The sequence below is a fragment of the Limnohabitans sp. Rim8 genome (assembly GCF_945869175.1).
Taxonomy (GTDB): Bacteria; Pseudomonadota; Gammaproteobacteria; order Burkholderiales; family Burkholderiaceae_C; genus Limnohabitans_A.
Genome location: NZ_CAMBNZ010000052.1, coordinates 1 through 19,189 on the forward strand (window position 1 = coordinate 1; position 19,189 = coordinate 19,189).

Annotated in this window: 21 protein-coding genes and 1 pseudogene; 12 read left to right on the forward strand and 10 right to left on the reverse strand. The window is 59.5% G+C overall.

Annotated elements, in window-relative coordinates; all coding sequences use genetic code 11:
- The 4 genes from Q0O19_RS09030 to Q0O19_RS09045 form a co-directional block, all read right to left on the reverse strand.
- On the reverse strand, window positions 1-464 hold a 464-nt coding region (locus Q0O19_RS09030), incomplete at its 3' end, for a TRAP transporter large permease subunit (RefSeq protein WP_295522181.1).
- Window positions 371-865, reverse strand: coding sequence for a TRAP transporter small permease subunit (locus Q0O19_RS09035; protein WP_295522183.1), 495 nt, complete (start codon window positions 863-865; stop codon window positions 371-373). The genes Q0O19_RS09035 and Q0O19_RS09030, both read right to left, overlap by 94 nt.
- Before the next feature lie 12 nt (window positions 866-877).
- Window positions 878-1,912, reverse strand: a complete 1,035-nt coding sequence (dctP, locus tag Q0O19_RS09040; RefSeq protein ID WP_295522185.1) for a TRAP transporter substrate-binding protein DctP — start codon at window positions 1,910-1,912, stop codon at window positions 878-880.
- A gap of 167 nt (window positions 1,913-2,079) precedes the next feature.
- Window positions 2,080-2,751: a metallophosphoesterase gene (locus Q0O19_RS09045; RefSeq protein WP_295522187.1), complete on the reverse strand. Its 672-nt coding sequence runs from the start codon at window positions 2,749-2,751 to the stop codon at window positions 2,080-2,082.
- Between the two features lie 109 nt (window positions 2,752-2,860).
- Between Q0O19_RS09045 and Q0O19_RS09050 the strand changes: the two genes are divergently transcribed.
- The 5 genes from Q0O19_RS09050 (at window position 2,861) to Q0O19_RS09070 (ending at window position 7,355) form a co-directional block, all read left to right on the forward strand.
- On the forward strand, window positions 2,861-3,487 hold the full coding sequence (locus Q0O19_RS09050) for a 3'-5' exonuclease (protein WP_295522216.1): 627 nt from the start codon (window positions 2,861-2,863) through the stop codon (window positions 3,485-3,487).
- A 219-nt stretch (window positions 3,488-3,706) separates the two neighbouring features.
- Window positions 3,707-4,696, forward strand: a complete 990-nt coding sequence (locus Q0O19_RS09055) for a TRAP transporter substrate-binding protein (protein ID WP_295522189.1) — start codon at window positions 3,707-3,709, stop codon at window positions 4,694-4,696.
- Window positions 4,696-5,229 (forward strand): TRAP transporter small permease, encoded by a 534-nt coding sequence (locus Q0O19_RS09060; RefSeq protein WP_295522191.1) that lies wholly within the window; start codon window positions 4,696-4,698, stop codon window positions 5,227-5,229. Before Q0O19_RS09055 ends, Q0O19_RS09060 begins: the two co-directional genes overlap by 1 nt.
- A 7-nt stretch (window positions 5,230-5,236) precedes the next feature.
- Window positions 5,237-6,523, forward strand: coding sequence for a TRAP transporter large permease (locus tag Q0O19_RS09065; RefSeq protein WP_295522192.1), 1,287 nt, complete (start codon window positions 5,237-5,239; stop codon window positions 6,521-6,523).
- A gap of 40 nt (window positions 6,524-6,563) precedes the next feature.
- Window positions 6,564-7,355, forward strand: a complete 792-nt coding sequence (locus Q0O19_RS09070; RefSeq protein WP_295522194.1) for an SDR family NAD(P)-dependent oxidoreductase — start codon at window positions 6,564-6,566, stop codon at window positions 7,353-7,355.
- 56 nt (window positions 7,356-7,411) lie between these two features.
- On the opposite strand, the gene Q0O19_RS09075 is transcribed toward Q0O19_RS09070, so the two are convergent.
- Window positions 7,412-7,879, reverse strand: a complete 468-nt coding sequence (locus Q0O19_RS09075) for an Lrp/AsnC family transcriptional regulator (protein ID WP_295522195.1) — start codon at window positions 7,877-7,879, stop codon at window positions 7,412-7,414.
- 102 nt (window positions 7,880-7,981) lie between these two features.
- On the opposite strand from Q0O19_RS09075, the gene mdeB reads away from it, so the two are divergent.
- Window positions 7,982-10,579, forward strand: a complete 2,598-nt coding sequence (mdeB, locus tag Q0O19_RS09080) for an alpha-ketoglutarate dehydrogenase (RefSeq protein ID WP_295522197.1) — start codon at window positions 7,982-7,984, stop codon at window positions 10,577-10,579.
- 44 nt (window positions 10,580-10,623) lie between these two features.
- Here mdeB and Q0O19_RS09085 read toward each other — a convergent pair whose 3' ends face one another.
- A complete protein-coding gene (locus tag Q0O19_RS09085; protein WP_295522200.1) occupies window positions 10,624-11,223 on the reverse strand; it encodes a hypothetical protein in 600 nt (199 codons plus the stop codon).
- Window positions 11,224-11,389: 166 nt separating this feature from the next.
- Here Q0O19_RS09085 and phaP point away from each other — a divergent pair, with 166 nt between their 5' ends.
- The 3 genes from phaP (at window position 11,390) to Q0O19_RS09100 (ending at window position 13,982) form a co-directional block, all read left to right on the forward strand.
- The gene (gene phaP / locus Q0O19_RS09090) at window positions 11,390-11,947 is read left to right on the forward strand and encodes a TIGR01841 family phasin (protein WP_295522201.1); all 558 of its coding nucleotides are present in this window, start codon (window positions 11,390-11,392) and stop codon (window positions 11,945-11,947) included.
- Between the two features lie 88 nt (window positions 11,948-12,035).
- Window positions 12,036-12,824 (forward strand): enoyl-CoA hydratase/isomerase family protein, encoded by a 789-nt coding sequence (locus Q0O19_RS09095; RefSeq protein ID WP_295522203.1) that lies wholly within the window; start codon window positions 12,036-12,038, stop codon window positions 12,822-12,824.
- 45 nt (window positions 12,825-12,869) lie between these two features.
- Window positions 12,870-13,982, forward strand: a complete 1,113-nt coding sequence (locus Q0O19_RS09100) for a hypothetical protein (protein WP_295522205.1) — start codon at window positions 12,870-12,872, stop codon at window positions 13,980-13,982.
- Window positions 13,983-14,046: 64 nt separating this feature from the next.
- Here the strand turns inward: Q0O19_RS09100 and Q0O19_RS09105 are convergent, their stop codons facing one another.
- Genes Q0O19_RS09105 through nthA form a run of 4 tightly spaced genes read right to left on the reverse strand, consistent with a single transcriptional unit; the run spans window position 14,047 to window position 16,632 of the window.
- Window positions 14,047-14,892, reverse strand: coding sequence for a DMT family transporter (locus Q0O19_RS09105; protein ID WP_295522218.1), 846 nt, complete (start codon window positions 14,890-14,892; stop codon window positions 14,047-14,049).
- 17 nt (window positions 14,893-14,909) lie between these two features.
- Complete coding sequence (locus tag Q0O19_RS09110) at window positions 14,910-15,302, reverse strand: nitrile hydratase accessory protein (RefSeq protein WP_295522207.1); 393 nt, start codon at window positions 15,300-15,302, stop codon at window positions 14,910-14,912.
- Complete coding sequence (nthB, locus tag Q0O19_RS09115; protein ID WP_295522209.1) at window positions 15,299-15,976, reverse strand: nitrile hydratase subunit beta; 678 nt, start codon at window positions 15,974-15,976, stop codon at window positions 15,299-15,301. Before nthB ends, Q0O19_RS09110 begins: the two co-directional genes overlap by 4 nt.
- Window positions 15,973-16,632: a nitrile hydratase subunit alpha gene (nthA, locus tag Q0O19_RS09120; RefSeq protein WP_295522211.1), complete on the reverse strand. Its 660-nt coding sequence runs from the start codon at window positions 16,630-16,632 to the stop codon at window positions 15,973-15,975. The genes nthB and nthA overlap by 4 nt, the downstream gene beginning before the upstream one ends.
- A gap of 198 nt (window positions 16,633-16,830) precedes the next feature.
- Here nthA and yajC point away from each other — a divergent pair, with 198 nt between their 5' ends.
- The 3 genes and pseudogenes from yajC to Q0O19_RS09135 all read left to right on the forward strand — a co-directional run.
- Window positions 16,831-17,163: a preprotein translocase subunit YajC gene (gene yajC, locus Q0O19_RS09125; RefSeq protein ID WP_295522213.1), complete on the forward strand. Its 333-nt coding sequence runs from the start codon at window positions 16,831-16,833 to the stop codon at window positions 17,161-17,163.
- Window positions 17,164-17,196: 33 nt separating this feature from the next.
- On the forward strand, window positions 17,197-19,077 hold the full coding sequence (gene secD / locus Q0O19_RS09130) for a protein translocase subunit SecD (protein ID WP_295522214.1): 1,881 nt from the start codon (window positions 17,197-17,199) through the stop codon (window positions 19,075-19,077).
- 12 nt (window positions 19,078-19,089) lie between these two features.
- Window positions 19,090-19,189: pseudogene (locus Q0O19_RS09135) on the forward strand (protein translocase subunit SecF); the annotation flags it as partial.

Consider the following 19,189-nt stretch of genomic DNA (forward strand, 5'->3'; position numbering starts at 1 on the left):
GCCATGCGCGTGAAGATGCTTGCTGCGACGGTTGTTGAGCCCGATATGGCTGCAAACATGGCTTGTGCCATCACAGTCGCCATCATCAGGCTTCCACGAATTTGACTGGTCAACTGAAAAGCAGCTTTGTACAGATCGGTGATGATCCCGGCTCGAGATGCCAAAGTGCCCATCAAAACAAACAAGGGAACAACGACAAAGTTGTAGTCACTTGCAAATGCGTAGGGCAGGGATTGGATGGTGGACAACAAAAAAGTGGATCCAACAGCATAAAAGATGCCAGCGATAGCAACGGTACCCACTGCGTAAGCGACAGGGACACCCAAACCCAACAGGCAAAGCATGGCTACAAAACCGATCAGTCCCGTAATCACGTGCTTTCCTTCAATGGTGAGGACGTGAAAATTTGCTGAGTCAATTGACCGATCATGGTCAGAACGCAAAGACTTGCGCCAATTGGGCATGCCAACTTCCAGGGCCAAATTGGAAAGCCTGAAGTGTCTGCCGAGACCTCAAAAATCATCACACTATTGATGGCTTGATGCCAGAGTCCGTAGGTGATCAAGCCAATAAATAAAAGGCCACAAAGGGTGCCAAGAAACGTGGTTGCTTTTTTGGTTTTATCCCCCATGCTGGATTCAAACAAATCCACTCGAATATGTTCATTGCCTCGTTGGACAGGACTGCAAGCCAAAAAAATGCTGCTTGCTAAAAGCGTCCCGGACAATTCAACTTTGTACGATAAATAAAAACCGAGCACATTGCCCATCACGATGTCTATCGCGCCTACGATCATCATCATGAAAACGGCACCAGCGCAGACCGCCAGTGCCGCTTTCTCTGTCCAATGAATCAATTTGTTCATTTGACAGTCATATCAATTGCGCGAGTTTGCAAAGCTTTGCGCAGCTTTCCTTTGCAGAGGAATCAATTCTTTGATCTTCTCGCCCATGCCGTCTTTCGTGGACTTGTCGACCCAGATTTGGATCATGTCAGGCGAACGCGTGATGAAATTTTGCAGATCTTTCATCTGAACGATGCTGCCACCTGTGGCTTTGAATTTGTCCATCGCATCGGCTTCGACTTTGGGCAGAGCTGCCAGGTCTTTTTGCATGGCTTCTTGAGCCACTTGCGTGAACAAGGTCTGCACCGAGCGTGGCCATGCGTTGTAGACCTTAGCAGGGACATACATCTGGAAGGTCGTGAAGGAGCCCGTATTCAAATCGGAAAGATAAGGGGCGACTTTTTGGAGGTCTGAAAAAGGCGTCCATTCAATCGGACCGAAGTTGCAATCGAGCGTTCCACGCTGCAGACCTTCACGGATTTCGGTCGCTTGAACCCGCGTTGGCACCATGCCATAAGCCTCCATCCAAATGGGCACATAGGCGCCGCCAACCGCTCTGACTTTCAATCCTTTGAGGTCGGCGGATGTGTTGATCGCCTTGTTGCAAAGCAGTTTGTAAGGGGAGGGTACCGTCCACTTGATGACTTTGAGGTTTTGAGCCTGAAGTTCATCAGTCACAGATTTTGTGGCATAGCTGGCACGTGCCAATTCAGAACCTGTCTTTGCATCAGCAGATACGCGATTGAGCAGGCCAGCCGAAACGGATGTCAATGGCAGTTCCGCTGCATGAACAGCTTGTGCGAACACGCCAATGTCAACTGCGCCATTTCCGACCAGGTTTTTAATTTCTGTGAGGCCACCCAGCTGTCCAGACCAGAAAATTTGAATTTTGATCTTTCCGCCAGATCGTTTTTCAATTTCTTCAGCAAACCACTTGTCCCATTCGGCACCCGGAAAGGTTTGCGCCAGAGGGTGTGCCATCTTCAATGACAAGGATGGGTAATCTTGGGCTTGCGAGGGTAGTGCAAGTGCCAGTGCAGCGCAGGTAAACAGAAAATGTTTCTTCATCGTTGACTCCTAGTCGTTTTTCAAAGTTGCCAAATGGCGGAAATTGATGTGTGCCCCTTCATGCTATCGATTGGAGTCTTGCAAAACAATCGTTTGGTTGTTGACTTTTTTAGGGGTTTACCCGCTTCCTCTTATTTTCGAAAGACTTCGCCACCAAGGCATCACGCTCAAGGCCACGCCATCAGCCCCCGCAGCCCCACCCCATAGCTTTCAAACCTTTGCTCGGCCCAACGCGCGCTGCTGTCAATGTTGTCGTGTTGGTGGCCGTGCACCGTGGTGCGCACGCCCATGCGGCGGGCCAGTTCGTCCAGTTGTGCAAAGCCGTGTTCGTGGTAGCCGGGCGCTTCGTGGGTGATGAGGATGTCGGCTTGCAGCGTGGCCAGTTGATCGACTTCGTCGGGGTAAATGCTTGACCAATGTTTCAGGGGTGCGCCTTCTTGCCAGCGGTCTTGGCTCGGGGTGAGGCTCGCGTGTTCTTCGCGGTTGCGAAACTTGGGGGTTTGACCGTCTTTGGGGTACCACACCGCGCCGCGAAAAATGCCGCCCAGACCGGCCATGCGGGTGCCGCAAGGCAGCGTGACCACGCGGCCATGGATGTTGCGGTCTGCCATTTCGCTGTGCCACACATTGGCAAAGTTGTCCGGGTGGTCGGTGTCGTGGTTGCCGTGGATGAACCAGACGCGTTTGTGGATGGCCGACAGTTCGATGTGCAACGGGCGCGCTGGCTCCAGATCGCCCAGCAAGACGACGGCGCGGGCATCGGTTTGCAGGGCCGCATCGATGATGTGCTGCCATTGGCCGTGGGGGTCGCCGCAAAAGAGGATGGGGCCGGGGTGCATGGGCTTGAGCGAATGAAGTTTCTTTCACATTGTGCAGGTCTTTGGGGCGCGGTTGGCAGGGCCTTCGGATAAGCTTGAACAGTTCCCCCGAATGCCCGCTGCCCCATCCATGTCCTCCATCGCCATCATCGACTTCGAAACCACGGGCATCTCCCCCAATATGGGCGACCGCGCCACCGAGGTGGCCATCGTCATGCTTGAGGGTGGGCAGGTGGTGGACCGGTTTCAGAGCCTGATGAACGCCGGGGTGCGGGTCAATTCTTTCATCACCCAGTTCACGGGCATCACCAACGAGATGGTGCAAGCCGCGCCCCCCGCAGAGCAGGTGATGCGCGAGGCGGCTCGCTTTGTGGCCGGGCGGCCCATGGTGGCGCACAACGCGGCGTTTGACAAAAAGTTCTGGCAGGCCGAGTTGGCCCGATGTGGGCAGGATGCGTCGCATCCTTATGCTTGCACCGTGTTGTTGTCGCGCCGCCTCTACCCGCAAGCGCCCAACCACAAGCTGGGCACGCTGGCGGCCCTGCATCATTTGCCTTCGTCAGGACGCGCCCACAGAGCCTTGGCTGATGCAGAGATGGCCGCGCATTTGCTGGCGCAGATGCAGCATGACCTCAGAACCCGCTACGGCTTCACCGAGCTCGACCACGCCTTACTGATGGGCCTGCAGCGCACCAGCCGGTATCAGGTGGGGGCATATTTGAAAGCCCGAGTGGGTGGCTTGAGATCATCCATATAGCCTGGACGGTCACTTGGGGCCCAGCACCCTTGTACTTCAACCCACTGGGCTTTTAAAAGATGGCGGTGTGTCCCGCAGGTAACTGTTGCCGTGCCGGTGAACAGGGCCCTTAGGGTTTTCCCCTTTTAGGCATGCGGTGAGCGGGTGACATACTGATTCAAGCAGCAAGAACACTATGGCTGCCGAGAAATTATTCACCCCATTCAGGAGACTCTCAAAATGTTGAAGACGAACAAACGCGCATTGCTCAAGGCACTTGGTGCCGTAGCTGTGGTGGCTGGCATGTCTGCCGGCCCGGCATGGGCGCAGGCCCCCATCGTCCTGAAAATGGCGCACGTCTACAACCCCGGCAACATCTGGTTTGAAACTGCTGAGGCGTATGCGAAGGCGGTCGAGACCCGCTCGGGTGGTAAGGTGAAAATCCAGATCGCGGCCAGCGGCTCAACTGGCGATTGGCCTGCCTCGATCGAAGGTCTGAAGATCGGTACCAACGACATCGTGCTGCAGTCCATCGGTACCCTCGACCGCTACAACCCGCTGCCCGGTCTGGAGGCCTATCCCTACTTGATCCGCGACCTGGACCACTTCAAAAAGGTTTACTTCGGTCCAGTCGGCGCCGAGTTCATTGAAGAGGTGGCCAAGAAAAGCTCGTTTCGCATCATCGGCGCGGGCTACCGCGGCGCGCGTTGGCTGACTTCGAACAAGCCGGTCAAGAATGTCAATGACATCAAGGGCCTGAAGCTGCGCGTGCCGCCGCTGAAGATGTACCGGATGACTTGGGAGATGCTGGGCGCCAGCCCTGTGCCGATGGGCGCTGCCGAGCTCTTCACCTCGATGCAACAAGGTGTGGTCGATGGTCAAGAGAACCCTTTGGAGTTCATCGATAACTTCAAGTTCAACGAAGTTCAAAAATACGCGATCGATACCCGTCACATCATCGGCGCGATGACCTGGATTTATTCAGATGCGCGCTTCAAGCGTTTGCCTGCTGACGTGCAGACCCTGCTCAAGGAAGAGGGCGACCGTGCCATGCTCGAGGCCAGCGACAAAATGGCAAAAATGGAGAGCGGTTTGCGTGACAAACTCACCAAGGCGGGCATGCAGTTCAATGACATCGACCGCGAGGCGGTGCGCAGCCGCCTGGGTGGTATCGCCAAGGAGTTCCCGGAACTCGCCCCCTGGGCGGCCAAGTTCGCGGCCGTCAAGTGATGCAGGCAGTCGGTGAGGCCGCGAAGGCGCGGCCTCCGAACGCTGCGATCGCCTGGGCAATGCGCATCGAGCGCACGCTTGACGTGATCTTGGGTCTGATGCTGCTGGCGGTCGCGCTGATCTTGTTCTACCAAGTGTTTGGGCGCTACGTGATCGGCCGAGCACCTGCTTGGACAGAGGAGATCTCGCGGATGTTGGTGGCGTGGATCGCCATGCTGGGCACTGGCGCATGCCTTCGCAATGGCGGTCATGTGTCGGTGGGGGCGCTGATCAATGCGGTGTCACCGCGCGTGAGGGTGGTGTTGCTGGCCTTGCGTGATGCGGCGGTGATGGCCACCGCTGGCGTGCTGGGCTGGGCGGGGGTGCGTTTTGCCATGCTCAATGCCGATCAGGAGTCTGCGGCGATGGAGATTCCGATGGGGATCCCCTATTCAGCCATGGCTGTTGGTGCTGTGTTGTTGGCGCTCGTCTTGGCGCTCGCGCGGCTAGGCGGACAAACGCCGGCTGTCGATTCGATCTTGCCGGTGGAGTGATACCCAGATGACGATGCTTGGTGTGCTGTTGCTGTCCTTGACAGTGCTGTTGCTTTTGGCGGTGCCGGTCGCGTTTGCGCTGGTGCTGTCGGCAACGATTGCGGTGGTGTTTGTCGGTGACATTGATCTGATGATCGTGCCCCAGCAGGTGTATCAGGGGCTGGACAGCTTTTTACTTTTGGCCATTCCCCTGTTTTTGCTGGCCGGGGAACTCATGTCGCAAGGCGGGATGACCGACCGTTTGCTGGGTTTTTGCAATGCCGTGTTTGGCCGTTTTCGTGGTGGACTGGCCATGACCAACGTGGCCTCGGCCACCCTGATGTCGGGCATTTCAGGATCGGCCATTGCCGACACTTCGGCGCTGGGCAAGGTGCTGATTCCCTCCATGATCAAGGCCGGTTATGGGCGGGGGTTTTCTGCCGCTTTGACGGCAGCCGCCAACGTGGTAGGGCCGATCATTCCGCCGTCCATCACGTTTTTGATGATCAGTGTGTTGACCAATTTGTCACCGCTCAAACTGTTCATTGCCGCCGTGATACCAGGCGTGCTTTACGCCAGCGCGATCATGGTTGTTGCGGTGGTGATCAGCAGGCGCCGAGGCTACCCGGCGGCGGAGGCGGTGAACCTGGCGGGCATTTGGCGTGAGTTCAAGCTGGCCTTCTGGGCATTGGCGATGCCGGTCTTTTTGATTGTGGGCATCCGTTCGGGCATCTTCAACGTGACCGAATCGTCAGCGGTGGCGGTGGTGTATGCGCTGCTGGTGGGGTTTTTCATTCACCGCGAGCTGAACTTGCGCAAGCTTTGGCTGGCGCTGGTGGGGTCCGCACGCGGTACGGCCGTCATCATGATCATTCTGGGAGGGGCTCAGGTGGTGTCATGGTTCCTGGCTTACGAGCAAGCACCGCAGCGCATTGCCGAATGGATGCTCGGCTCCATCGGCAACCCGATGCTGTTTCTCTTGCTGGTCAACGTGCTGCTGCTGCTGGTGGGTACTTTCATGGAAAACGGACCGTCTTTGGTGTTGCTGTGTCCGGTGCTCTACCCGGTGGCCGCCAAATTCGGCATTGACCCTTACCATTTTTCGATGATTGTCGGCATCAATTTGCTGATCGGTCTGATCACGCCGCCGGTGGCGATCAGCCTGTCCATTGGTTCGCTGATTGCCGGGGCGCGTTCGGACGAGGTCAATCGGGAAGTGTTGCCTTTCTTGGCCGCCGCCATCGGGGTGGTGTTGCTGGTGACCTTTGTGCCAGCGATTTCCTTGTGGTTGCCATCCGTGATCGGTGGGCGCTGAAAAGGGCGCACAGGCCGTTTATTTTTCGAGGGGTTCAGACATGTCTCGACGTTTTGATGGCCGTGTGGCCGTGGTGTGCGGAGCAGGCTCTGTGGGTCCCGGTTGGGGCAACGGCAAAGCGGCGGCGGTGCAATATGCCCGAGACGGGGCGACGATTGCGGCCATCGACATCGAGCTGGACGCTGCGCAGGCCACGGTGGACCTGATCCGCGCCGAGGGCGGCACAGCGCTGGCCTGGCGCTGTGATGTGACCCAGCGCGATGAGGTGAACGCGGTGATGGCCGAAATCGTGGCGCATTTTGGGCACATCGATGTGCTGCACAACAACGTGGGCTTGCCGGCCATGGGCACGATGGAAACCCTGACCGAGGGGGAATGGGATCACGCGATGGACGTGAACCTCAAGAGTGTGTTCTTGACTTGCCAGGCGGTGTTGCCCGTCATGGTGCGGCAGGGCAAGGGCGCGATTGTCAACATTTCATCGCTGGCGGCCATCCGTTATACCGGTTACCCCTATCCGGCTTATTACGCCAGCAAAGCGGCGGTCAACCACCTCACCGCGTCTATGGCGCTTGAATACGCGCGCCAAGGCATCCGGGTCAACGCCATCATGCCCGGCATGATGGACACGCCACACATTTACAAAGCCATTGCTGGGCAGTACGCCTCGCATGAAGAGATGGTGGAAAAGCGCCATGCGATGTGCCCCACCGGCCGCATGGGCACGGGTTGGGACATTGCCAAGGCGGCCGCCTTTTTGGCGTCCGACGAAGCCCAATACATCACCGGCCAATGCTTGGCCGTGGACGGCGGGTTCTCGATCCGGGTGTGAGTTGGTCGGCGTCAATTCAGAAGGCCAATTGCTGACAGCAACTTGCGCCTGATTGCTCAGACCAAGCCCAAAGGCAACGCCGTTTTGTAGCGCACCTGTTTGAGCGCAAAGCTGGAGCGGATTTTTTCGACGCCTGGAATGGGTGAGAGTTGTTCCAGGATGAAGCGTTCGAGCGCCGCCATGTCGCGCACCGCCACGCGCAGCAGGTAGTCGCTGTCGCCGGTCATCAAATAGCACTCCATCACCTCGTCGTGCCGCGCAATGTGCGCTTCAAAGTCGGCCAAGGTGGCCTTGCTTTGGGTTTTGAGGCTGATGGAGATGAACACCGTCAGGCCCAGCCCCAGCGCCGCCGCACTGGCCAGCGCCACGTAGCGCTGAATGACGCCGTGGCTTTCCAGTGCCTTGACGCGGGCCAGGCAGGGTGAGGGCGACAGGCCGATGCGTTTGGCCAGCGTCACGTTGGACAGCGCGCCATCGCGCTGCAACTCATCCAGTATTTTCAAGTCCAAGTTGTCCAGATTCATGTGCTGAATTCCTTTTAATTTCAGTATATTGTGCTTCAAAGTAGGGGCTTTGAGGTGCAAATACGCAGCACATGCGCCGCTTGTCTCTGTACAGTGAATGGCATGAACGCACCCTTTGAACCCCTGCTCCGCACCCTGATGAACACTGACGACATCGACCCCGAAGAAACCGCCGAGTGGCGCGATGCTTTGCTGTCGCTGATCGGCTCGCAAGGCCCAGAGCGGGCCCGGCAGATTTTGGACGAACTGGCCCGCGTCGCGCGGCAGCACCGCACCGGCTGGCAGCCTGAGCTGAACACGCCCTACATGAACACCATCGCCGTCGATGACCAGCCGGTGTTTCCGGGTGATCTGGCGACCGAAGAGCGCTTGGTGGCGATCATGCGTTGGAACGCGCTGGCCATGGTGGTGCGCGCCAACCAGGCCTATGGCGAGTTGGGCGGGCACATCGCCAGTTACGCCAGCGTGGCCGATTTGTTCGAGACCGGCTTTCACCACTTCTTTCATGCGCGCACGGAACAGCACAAGGGGGACTTGGTGTTCTTCCAGCCGCACAGCGCACCCGGTGTGTATGCCCGCGCTTTTCTGGAAGGCCGCCTCAGCGAGTCGGACCTGATGCACTACCGCCAAGAAATCACCGCGCCAGACAGTGGCGCACGGGGTTTGTCGAGCTATCCGCACCCTTGGCTGATGCCCGATTTTTGGCAGTTCCCCACCGGATCGATGGGTTTGGGGCCGATCAGCTCGATCTACCACGCGCGTTTCATGCGCTACCTGACGCACCGCCAGCTGCAAGACTGCAGCGCCCGCAAGGTGTGGGGCGTGTTTGGCGACGGTGAAATGGACGAGCCCGAGAGCATGAGCGCGCTCACCTTGGCTGCGCGAGAAAAACTCGACAACCTGGCGTGGGTGGTCAACTGCAATTTGCAGCGGCTCGATGGCCCGGTGCGCGGCAACGGCCGCATCATCGATGAGCTGGAAAAGCTGTTTGCCGGTGCAGGCTGGAACGTCATCAAGTTGGTGTGGGGCAGCGACTGGGACGGCTTGCTGGCGCGCGACACTTCAGGCGCTTTGCTGCGCGCCTTTGCCCACACGGTGGACGGCCAAATGCAGACCTTTGCCGCCAAGGACGGGCGCTACAACCGCGACAACTTCTTTGGCCAAAACGAAGAACTGGCGCGGCTGGTGCAGGGCATGACCGACGAGCAGATCGACCGCCTCAAGCGCGGTGGCCATGACATCGTCAAAATCCACGCCGCTTATGCCGCTGCGGCAGCGCACCGTGGTCAGCCCACGGTGATCTTGGCGCACACCAAAAAAGGCTTTGGCATGGGCAGCGCAGGCCAGGGCAAGATGACCACGCACAGCCAGAAAAAATTCGACGAGCAGGACCTGATCGAGTACCGCAACCGATTTGACCTGCCGCTGAGCGACGAGCAGGCCAAGGGCTTGGCCTTTTACAAACCCGCCGACGACAGCGCCGAGATGCACTACCTGCGCGAGCACCGCGCCCGCTTGGGTGGCAGTTTGCCCAAGCGCGAGACGACCTGCGACCGCTTGCCCGTGCCCGCCATCACCAGTTATGCGCAGTTTGCGCTGCAGGCCGATGGCAAAGAGATGAGCACCACCATGGCCTTTGTGCGTATGCTGGGCGGCTTGCTCAAAGACAGCACGCTGGGCCCTCGCATCGTGCCCATCGTGGCCGACGAGGCGCGCACCTTCGGGATGGCCAACCTGTTCAAGCAGGTGGGCATTTACAGCAGCGTGGGCCAGCGCTACGCGCCGGAAGACATCGGCTCGGTGCTGAGCTACCGCGAAGCCACCGACGGTCAGATTTTGGAAGAAGGCATCAGCGAAGCGGGGGCCATCGCCAGCTGGACGGCAGCGGCCACCAGCTACAGCGTGCACGGCTTGGCCATGTTGCCTTTCTACATTTATTACTCGATGTTCGGCTTCCAAAGGGTGGGCGACGCCATTTGGGCCGCCGCCGACCAGCGCGCCCGTGGCTTTTTGCTGGGCGCCACATCGGGGCGAACCACCTTGGGCGGTGAGGGCTTGCAACACCAGGACGGCAGCAGCCACTTGGTGGCGGCCACCATCCCCAACTGCAAGGCCTACGACCCGGCGTTTGCGGGCGAGCTGGCGGTGATCCCGGACGCGGGCATGCGGGAGATGGTCGAGCAGCAAGCCGATGTGTTTTATTACATCACCCTGATGAACGAGAACTACGCGCAACCTGACTTGCCTGCGGGCGTCGAGGCCGATGTGTTGCGCGGTGGATATCGATTTGGCGTGTATGGACCAAGCGATGCCGCCCAACGCGTGACCTTGCTCGGCTCGGGCGCGATTCTGACCGAAGTGATCCAAGCCGCTGAGCAACTGGCGGCGCAAGGCGTAGGTGTGGAGGTGCTGAGCATCACCAGTTGGAGCGAATTGGCCCGGGACGGCATGGCGCAAGCAGAGAACGCCTGCCACTTGGCTTACTTGCTTGCCCATACCCAAGGCCCGGTGATCGCCGCCACCGACTACGTGCGGGCCGTGCCCGAGAGCGTGCGCGCTTTCGTGCCAGACGGACGCCGCTATAGCACGCTGGGCACCGACGGTTTTGGCCGCAGCGACACGCGAGCGGCGCTGCGCCGATTCTTTGCGGTGGACGCGGGCAGCATTGCGCAGGCGGCGCTGCAATCGCTGGGGCGCTAAAGGCTGGGCTGTAAAGGGATGGGCGCTGCGAGTGCGCAGGGCCTTCAGCCCTGCACCACGTCCCTATAAGCTTGGCGCGTTTCAGGGTCTACGGCCTGGAGCGCTTGTTCGTAGCGTGTTTGGTGTTGGGCCAGCATGCGGGCCGAGGCGATGCTTTTGGATTTGCAAAACCAGTGGCAGCTGTGCTGCATCAAAAACATCTCGCCCATCATCTGGAATGAGCGTTCTTTGGGGGGCAGTCCGTGCAGGTTGCTCACCGTGCGCTCAATGCCTTGGGCGTGCACTTGCAACAGCCGGCGCATGTCGAACGTGAATTTGGGCGAAAGTTGGTCGATGTGGGGAATCGACAGCTTGAAGCCTCGCGTGGGGGGGGCGCTCAGTTTGGCAAATTCCCGCGCCAAATTTTGGAACTCGTGGGCCAGTTGCTGTTCGGCTTGCTCTTGAAGTTGCAAGATGTGCTCTTGCCGTTCGGGATCGGTTTCGCCCAGCGCCCGCATGTAAGCGCTGGTGAGTTGTTCCATGTGTTTTTCAATCTGGTAGGGGCGCAATTGCTCGGCCAGCAAAGCGGTGCGTTGGCGCTGGCCCTGGGTGTTGAGCCAGTGGATGCCCGTGGCCAAAATGAACAGCAGACTGAGAAATTCCATAAATGCATTGTTTTTGGGCCGGAATGACCATGTCACCAAGTGTAGTGACTTGGGGGTCGCGCACCCAATTGGAGAGGTGACTCTAAAGCGCGGGTTTTCCCTTGCAAGTGGTCGGACATGCTGTTCAAATTGCTGCATTGCAACAAACCTTTCCAAGGAACACACCATGAACTTTAATGCTGAACAATTCGCTGCCACCCAAAAAGCCAACCTATCGGCTGCTGCTGACCTGTCGCAAACCGCGTTTGCCGGTTTCGAGCGCCTGGTTGAGCTGAACATGGCTGCTGGCAAAGCCGCTGTGGGCGAATCTTTTGCCAACATGCAGGCCTTGATGGGTGCCAAGACACCTCAAGACATGATGGCTGTGCAAGCCTCATTGGTGCAGCCTGCCATCGAAAAGACCGTGTCTTACGGCCGTCACCTGTCGGACATCGCCAACAGCACCAGCGCCGTGTTCACCAAGGCCGTCGAGGGCAAAATGGCCGAGTCCGAGCAAGCGGTCAAAAGCCTGGTTGAAAACAGCCTGAAAAACGCACCCGCTGGCTCTGACGCTGCTGTGGCCGTCATTAAAACCGCATTCGAAGCGGGTCAAACGGCTGCTGAAACCCTGAAGAAAGTGGCCAAGCAAGCCGCTGACACAGCCGAGTCGAACATCAAAGCTGCGACAGCCCAAGCCGAAGCTTCGGTCAAGTCTGTTATGTCCAAGGCCAAAGCCAAGGCTTGAGTTTCTTCTCAACAAGCCGGTCCTGAGAAGGGCCAGCTTCCTACAATCAGGGTGTCTTCGGGCACCCTTTTTGTTTTGGAAATCACCCATGTCATCAGAATTTGCGCAAGCCTCAGCCCCCGTTTTGCAGATCGAAGGAGGAGTGGCCACCCTCACCTTGAACCGCCCAGCCCAGCGCAACCGCTTGGAAAATGGCGACCTCAAAGCCTTGTTGACGCACTTTGAGCGCATCGACCGCGACCCAGAAGTGCGCGTGGTGGTGCTGACCGCCAACACGGCGGGTCAGCCCAAGCCGGTGTTTTGTGCGGGGTATGACATTGGCGGGTTTGACGAACCCGGCCATGGCGCGATCTTTTTTGAAGAAATACCCGATGCCTTGGCCCAACTTCGGCCGGTGACGATTTGTGCCCTCAACGGCAGCGTGTACGGCGGGGCCACCGACGTGGTGCTGGCCTGCGACTTGCGCGTTGGCTTGCAGGGCATCGAGTGGCGCATGCCCGCTACGGCGCTGGGCCTGCATTACTACCCCAGTGGCTTGCAGCGTTATGTGAGCCGTTTTGGTCTGGCGGCGACCAAGCGGGCGTTTTTGACGGCGCGGCCTTTCACGGCCAGCCAACTCGACGCGATGGGGCTGTTCGAAGCCTTGGTCAGCCCTGGGGCTTTTGCGGCCACCTTGCAAAGCTTGGTGCAGGACATTTTGGCTTTGGCCCCTTTGGCGCTGCAAGAAACCAAAAAATCCTTGTGCGAAATCGAAGCAGGACAGGTCGACATGGCTCGGCTGCGCGAGCGCGAACAGTTGGCCAGCCGCAGTGCCGACTTTGCCGAAGGGCGTGCGGCGTTTGCCCAGCGTCGAAAACCGGTATTTGTGGGGCGCTGACCGGGGCCATCAAGAATCTGCGCTTCGAGCCGATTCATCCTTGTCATGCAATCACATTTCATTTTCTGCCGTACCTCCAAAGCCCTCGGTTTGCTGACCCTGTTGTCTTGGGGGCTGGCGTTCGTCGGGCTGTCGCAGGCGGGCCAATACCGTTTATTGGCCGATCAGCCCAACGCGGTGGTGGTGGCCGCGCGGGTGCAAAACGCCGAGCAGTTGTGCAATCTGGAAATCACGATCCAGGGTCAAGCCAGTGTGGAGCGGCAAGTCAGAGCGCCTGACTTTGAGGCCCGCATCGACATCACACCCCAAGATGCCGAGTCCGTCACGGTCACTTGGCGCGGCAAGTCCAAACGTGTCAACGATGAAGTCGTCAACGCCTGCCCGACCCAAGGCCGCACGCAGTTTCAAGTGGTGGAGGACAACGTGGCCTTGAGGGCCTCATGGCGCACTGTTTTGGCCGCCATGGGCCCGGCCAAGGCCGAGTGCGTGCGCACGGCCTTGCAACTGAAACGGGTGCGTTACGAGTGGTTCGATGTGAACGACAAAGAATCCAGCCCCGAGGATTGGAAAATCCAGCAGGCGATGGGGCAGTGTGATGCCTTCTTGGCGCAGAAAAAAGTGTGGGGCGAGGAAAACCCCAAAAGCTTTTCCTGTGTGCAATCGGGTGTGAAGACTCGGTGCGAGGGTTTTTACACCGCCACCGAAAACGGCAAGACCCGTGCCATCACGACCGATGCGGCCATTCGCCGCCAGTTGGACAAACAGCCTTGGGGCACGGGTGTGAGAGAAATTTCGGGCGCCAAAGTGGCCCGTCAAAAGCAGGAACAAGCCCTGAAGGACCAAGAGCTGGCCCAAGAGCAAGTCCAACTGAAGGCGGCGTTAGAGGCCAGACAGCGCGAAGAGAAAGAGGCGATAGAAGCCATTGCCGCCCAAGCCCGAGAGCGCAAAGCCAAGGCCGAGGCCGAGTACGCACGTCGGATCAAAGAGTTGGAGCGCCTGGAGCAAGAGCGTCTGGAAAAACGCAGCTGGCTGCTCAAGCAGCTGGAAAAACTCAAGAGTGACCCCAAGGCCGAAGCCAAATCCGACACAAAGGGCGACACAAAGGGCGACACAAAGGGCGACGCCAAGGGAGGTGGTCAATCGGAGGCCAAGCCTTAAGCCAAGCCCGATGCCAAGGCCGAGGCCAAACCCGAAGAGCCCAAACCAAAGTGAGGGCCGCTGGCTAAACAGCCCCCGCTGAATTCGAGCGTCCGGCTGACCAAGCGGTGCCCATAGAGGCGGCCATCACCATGGCAATGGCCAGCCCCTGAGACAGCGTCAGGCTTTCGGCCAGCACCCACCACCCGGCCAAGGCGCCCACGGCGGGCTCCAGGCTGAGCAAAATGCTGAAGGTGTTTTTGGGCAAGTGCTTCAGTGCGAACATTTCCAGCGCATAAGGCACGGCGCTCGACAACAGCGCCACGGCCAAGCCCGCGGCCAGCCATTGCGGGTCCAGCAGGGTGCTGCCTGCGTGCGCAATGCCAACGGGGGCCACCACCAAGGCCGCGGCCAACATGCCCATTGGGGTGGCCATGCTGCCGTAGCGCTGGGCCACGCGTTGGCCAAACACGATGTACAGCGCCCAGCAAACGCCTGCCGCCAATGCGAAAGCCATGCCGTGTGGGTCGAGCGCTGCAGCCGCATCGGCCCCGGGCAAGGGCAACAACAAGCCCAATCCCAAAGCGGCCAACGCCACCCACAGCCAGTCACTGGGCTTTTTCGAGGTCCAGACGGCCACAGCCAACGGGCCGGTGAACTCGATGGCGATCGCCACGCCAAAGGGGATGGTCTGGATGGCGCTGTAAAACAGCAGGTTCATGATGCCCAGCGTCACGCCGTACAGGCCCAGCGGCAGCGCATCGGCCCACACCCAGCGGCGACGCCAAGGCCTAAACACGGCCATCAGCATCACGGTGGCAAAGACCAGGCGGTAGGCGGTGGTGCCCTCAGGCCCCAAGGCAGGAAAAAGGCTCTTGGCAAACGAGGTGCCGATGGCCAGAGAAGTCAAGCTGGTCAACAAGGCCAGCATGGCCCACAAACGCAGGTTCAAACGGAGCCTCTTTCTGAGTCTTCCAGCACGATGGGGTGGCCGTGGGGTGTGCGCTCGGCCGCATCGGCCCAGGCATGCTCCAGGTCATGGATTTCCTCGGGCGTGCCCAGTTGGTGTTCGATCACCAACTGCTCCAGCGCGTTGAGCCAGTGGGTGTAGTACAGGCTGCCGTCGCTGGCTTCGCCCCGGGATTGACCCGCACGGATTTCTCGTGTCAGGGCTTGGGCCCATTGCGGCCAGGTGAAAACGCCTTGCTCGTGCAGTTGCAAAGTCATGGCGAAGGCGTGGGCTTGCCAAGGTTCTTCAAAAACGGCGCCGTTGTTGGCCGTGGGGGGCATGGGAAAGCCGTCGCCGCAGATTTGGGCCAGGTCGTTCAGGATGGTGTTCATGCCGATGCCCGTTCCAGATAAGACTCCCAGGCGTCCACGCTGACTTGGTGCCCGCTTTCGGCTTGAGGGCCCCACAGCTCGGTGCCGTCAAAGACGACGGTGTAGAGGTGCTCGGCCATGCCATCAAAAGGGGGCAGCATGGTGTTCACATGCCGGTCGGGCAAAACATGGCTGCCGTGGTGCAGCACCACGGTGCCGACGTGTCCCCGCACATAGCGCGGCAGCCGGGTGTGGCCTTGGGGGTTCAGATTCAAGGCCCGCACGCGCTGGCCCACGGCAAAGCGCGGCGCTTGGGTGCTCGGCCGGTTGGTGGGGCTGCCTTTGGCGAGCGCCGCATCGACCTCATGGGCTTGGAGGACCCGCACGCCCGGCACGGGTGGTGCGATGGGCTGGCCCCGGGCCAACTCCTCGGTGGTGATCAGGCCGCGCTCGACCAGCAGGTTTTGCAGCGCCTGGGTCCAGATGGCGTAATAAGGGCCTTGCACATAGTCCAGGGGTGGCAAGGATTCGCGGGCCGAGCGGGCCAGGTCGATGTTCCACAGGCCACTGGCACCCATGGCCACCGTCACGCCAAGCGCCCGGCGCTCCCACGCGCTATGAAACAAAGGCTCGTTGGCCTCGATGGACACCGGGCCGTAGCCTTGCAGACCGCCCATGTCGTGCACGCCGTTCATGCCAGCGCCTTGGGGTTCAGGGCCAAGCCGGTGCCAATCATGGCGTCGCGGGTGACCAGTTGGGCCAGCTGTTCTTCATTCCAGCCATCGGTGCCTGCGGGGCGCTCAGGCAGCACCAGATAACGCACTTCGGCGGTGGAGTCCCAGACGCGGATGTTTTGGCCCGGTGGCAGGGTCACGCCGAAATCGGCCAGCACGGCGCGCGGCTCAATCACGGCGCGGGACCGGTAAGCCGCACTTTTGTACCAAACCGGGGGCAAGCCCAGCACCGGCCAGGGGTAGCAGCTGCACAGGGTGCAGACCACCATATTGTGCGTTTCTGGGGTGTTGGGCACCGCCACCATGTGCTCGCCTTGGCGGCCCGTGTAGTCCATCGAGGCGATGGCGGCGGTGGCGTCTTGCACAAGCCAATCTCGAAAAGTGGGGTCAACCCAAGCGCGGGCCACCACTTTGGCGCCATTGTGTGGCCCGACGTGCACCTCGTAGGTTTCGATGATGCGGTCTACGGCGGCGGGGTCCAAGTAGCCTTTTTGCGTCAGCAGGGTTTCCAGAGCGCGCACCCGCAGGTCCATCTCGCCCAAGGTGCTGTGCGCATGGTCGTGGTGGTGCGCATGAGGGTGATCATGGTCGTGCGGCGCGGCTGGTTCGGGGTGCATGGCGTGTCCTGATGGGGTGGTTCAAGGCCTGCTGGCTCAGGGTTTGTTCGGTTGGGCGCAGCCCATTTGCCACGCCAACCTCACTGTAAAAGGGCTTTCGAAAGAGATCATAGCGCCGCATACAATGGCGGCTTCGTTCGCGCGGCGCAAAGTTTGTGCTCCGATAAATCCAGATTCATCCCCCTTTGTGGAGTTTCCATGTTCATTTCTTCCGCTTTTGCCCAAACCGCTCCTGCCGCTGCTGCAGGAGGCGACATGCAGTCCACCTTGATGAGCATGCTGCCTTTGTTGTTGATGTTTGCAGTTTTGTACTTTGTGATGATTCGTCCTCAGATGAAAAAGCAAAAAGAGCACCGCGCCATGATCGACGCGCTGGCCAAAGGCGATGAAGTCGTGACCGCAGGCGGCTTCTTGGGCAAAGTCAGCAAGCTGGGCGAGGCTTATGTGGGGGTAGAGTTGGCCACTGGCGTGGAAGTGCAGATGCAACGCAGTGCTGTGGTGCAAGTGTTGCCCAAAGGCACCCTCAAGTAATTGCTTGGTTTTTCACCCTGCACGCGAGTCACTATGAACCGTTACCCGGTATGGAAGTACGCGATCCTCGTGATCGCCATGTTGCTGGGGGTGGTTTACACCCTGCCCAACTTTTTTGGTGAAGCCCCTGCGGTGCAGGTGTCTTCGAGCAAGGCGACCATCAAGGTGGACACTTCGACGCTGCAAAAGGTCGAAGATGCGCTCAAAACGGCTGCGGTGAATCCCCAATCGGTGTCCTTGGAAGGCAGCTCGGTCAGGGCCCGTTTCCAAAATACGGACGAGCAACTCAAGGCCAAAGACGCGATCCAAAAAGCGCTGACCCCCGAGGGCGGTGATCCGCAGTTTGTGGTGGCGCTCAATTTGGTGTCGCGCTCACCCGCTTGGCTGACGGCTTTGCACGCTTCGCCCATGTATTTGGGTTTGGACTTGCGCGGCGGTGTGCACTTCATGCTGCAAGTGGACATGCAAGCGGCGCTGACGCAAAAGGTGGAATCCATCACAGGTGACCTGCGCAGCCTGCTGCGCGAAAAAGACGTGCGCCACGGCGGCATCAGCCGCAATGGCCAAAGCATCGAAATTCGTTTGCGCGATGCCAAACAGCTCGAAGCCGCCAAGCGTGTCATGTCCGAACAGTTTGCCGACTTGCAAACCCAAGAAGCGGCCGAAGGCAGCGAGTTCCGCCTGACAGCCAGCATCAAGTCCGAAGCCGCCCGCAAGGTACAAGAGCAGGCGTTGAAGCAAAACATCACCACGCTGCACAACCGAATCAATGAGCTGGGCGTGGCCGAGCCGGTGATCCAGCAGCAAGGTCTGGACCGCATCGTGGTGCAGTTGCCCGGCGTGCAAGACACGGCCAAGGCCAAAGACATTTTGGGCCGCACCGCCACACTCGAAGTGCGCATGGTGGACGAGAGCACCGAGGCGCGCGCCGCCGAGCAAGCTGGTGGCATCGTGCCCTTTGGCGCTGAGCGCTATCTTGAGCGCGATGGCCGCCCCTTGATCGTCAAGAAACAAGTGGTTTTGACGGGTGACAACCTGACCGACGCCCAACCCGGTTTTGATGGACAGACGCAAGAGCCTGTGGTCAACCTGACGCTGGACGCCAAAGGTGCCCGCATCTTCAAGGATGTGACGCGTGACAACGTGGGCAAGCGCATGGCCATCATCTTGTTTGAAAAGGGCAAGGGCGAAGTGGTCACGGCCCCTGTGATCCGTGCCGAGATCGGTGGCGGACGTGTGCAGATCTCGGGCCGCATGACCACGGCCGAAGCCAACGACACCGCTTTGCTGCTGCGTGCGGGTTCGCTGGCCGCGCCCATGGAAATCATCGAAGAGCGCACCATTGGCCCCAGCCTGGGGGCTGAGAACATCGCCAAGGGCTTCAACAGCGTGACCTGGGGCTTTCTGGTGATCGTGGCTTTCATGGCGATTTACTACGCCATGTTCGGCCTGTTCTCTGGCATCGCGTTGGGCGTGAACTTGTTGTTTTTGGTGGCCATTTTGTCCATGCTGCAAGCCACGCTGACCCTACCGGGCATGGCCGCGATGGCGCTGGCACTGGGCATGGCGATTGACTCGAACGTGCTGATCAACGAGCGCGTGCGTGAAGAGCTGCGCAACGGCGTGAGCCCGCAGGCCGCCATTCATGCCGGTTACGACCGCGCCTGGGCCACGATTTTTGACTCCAACATCACCACCTTGATTGCGGGGGTGGCCTTGCTGGCCGTTGGTTCCGGCCCGGTGCGTGGCTTTGCGGTGGTGCACTGCATCGGCATTTTGACGAGCATGTTCTCGGCGGTGTTCTTCTCGCGTGGCTTGGTCAACCTCTGGTACGGCGGCAAGAAAAAACTCAAATCGGTGTCGATCGGCACGGTGTGGCGGCCCGAGGCTGGCGCTGCGGTGAAAGCCGACTAAAGGGAAAAGACCATGGAATTGTTCAAAATCAGAAAAGACATCCCGTTCATGAAGCACGCGTTGGTCTTCAACGTGATTTCCTTCGTGACGTTTGCCTTGGCGGTCTTCTTCT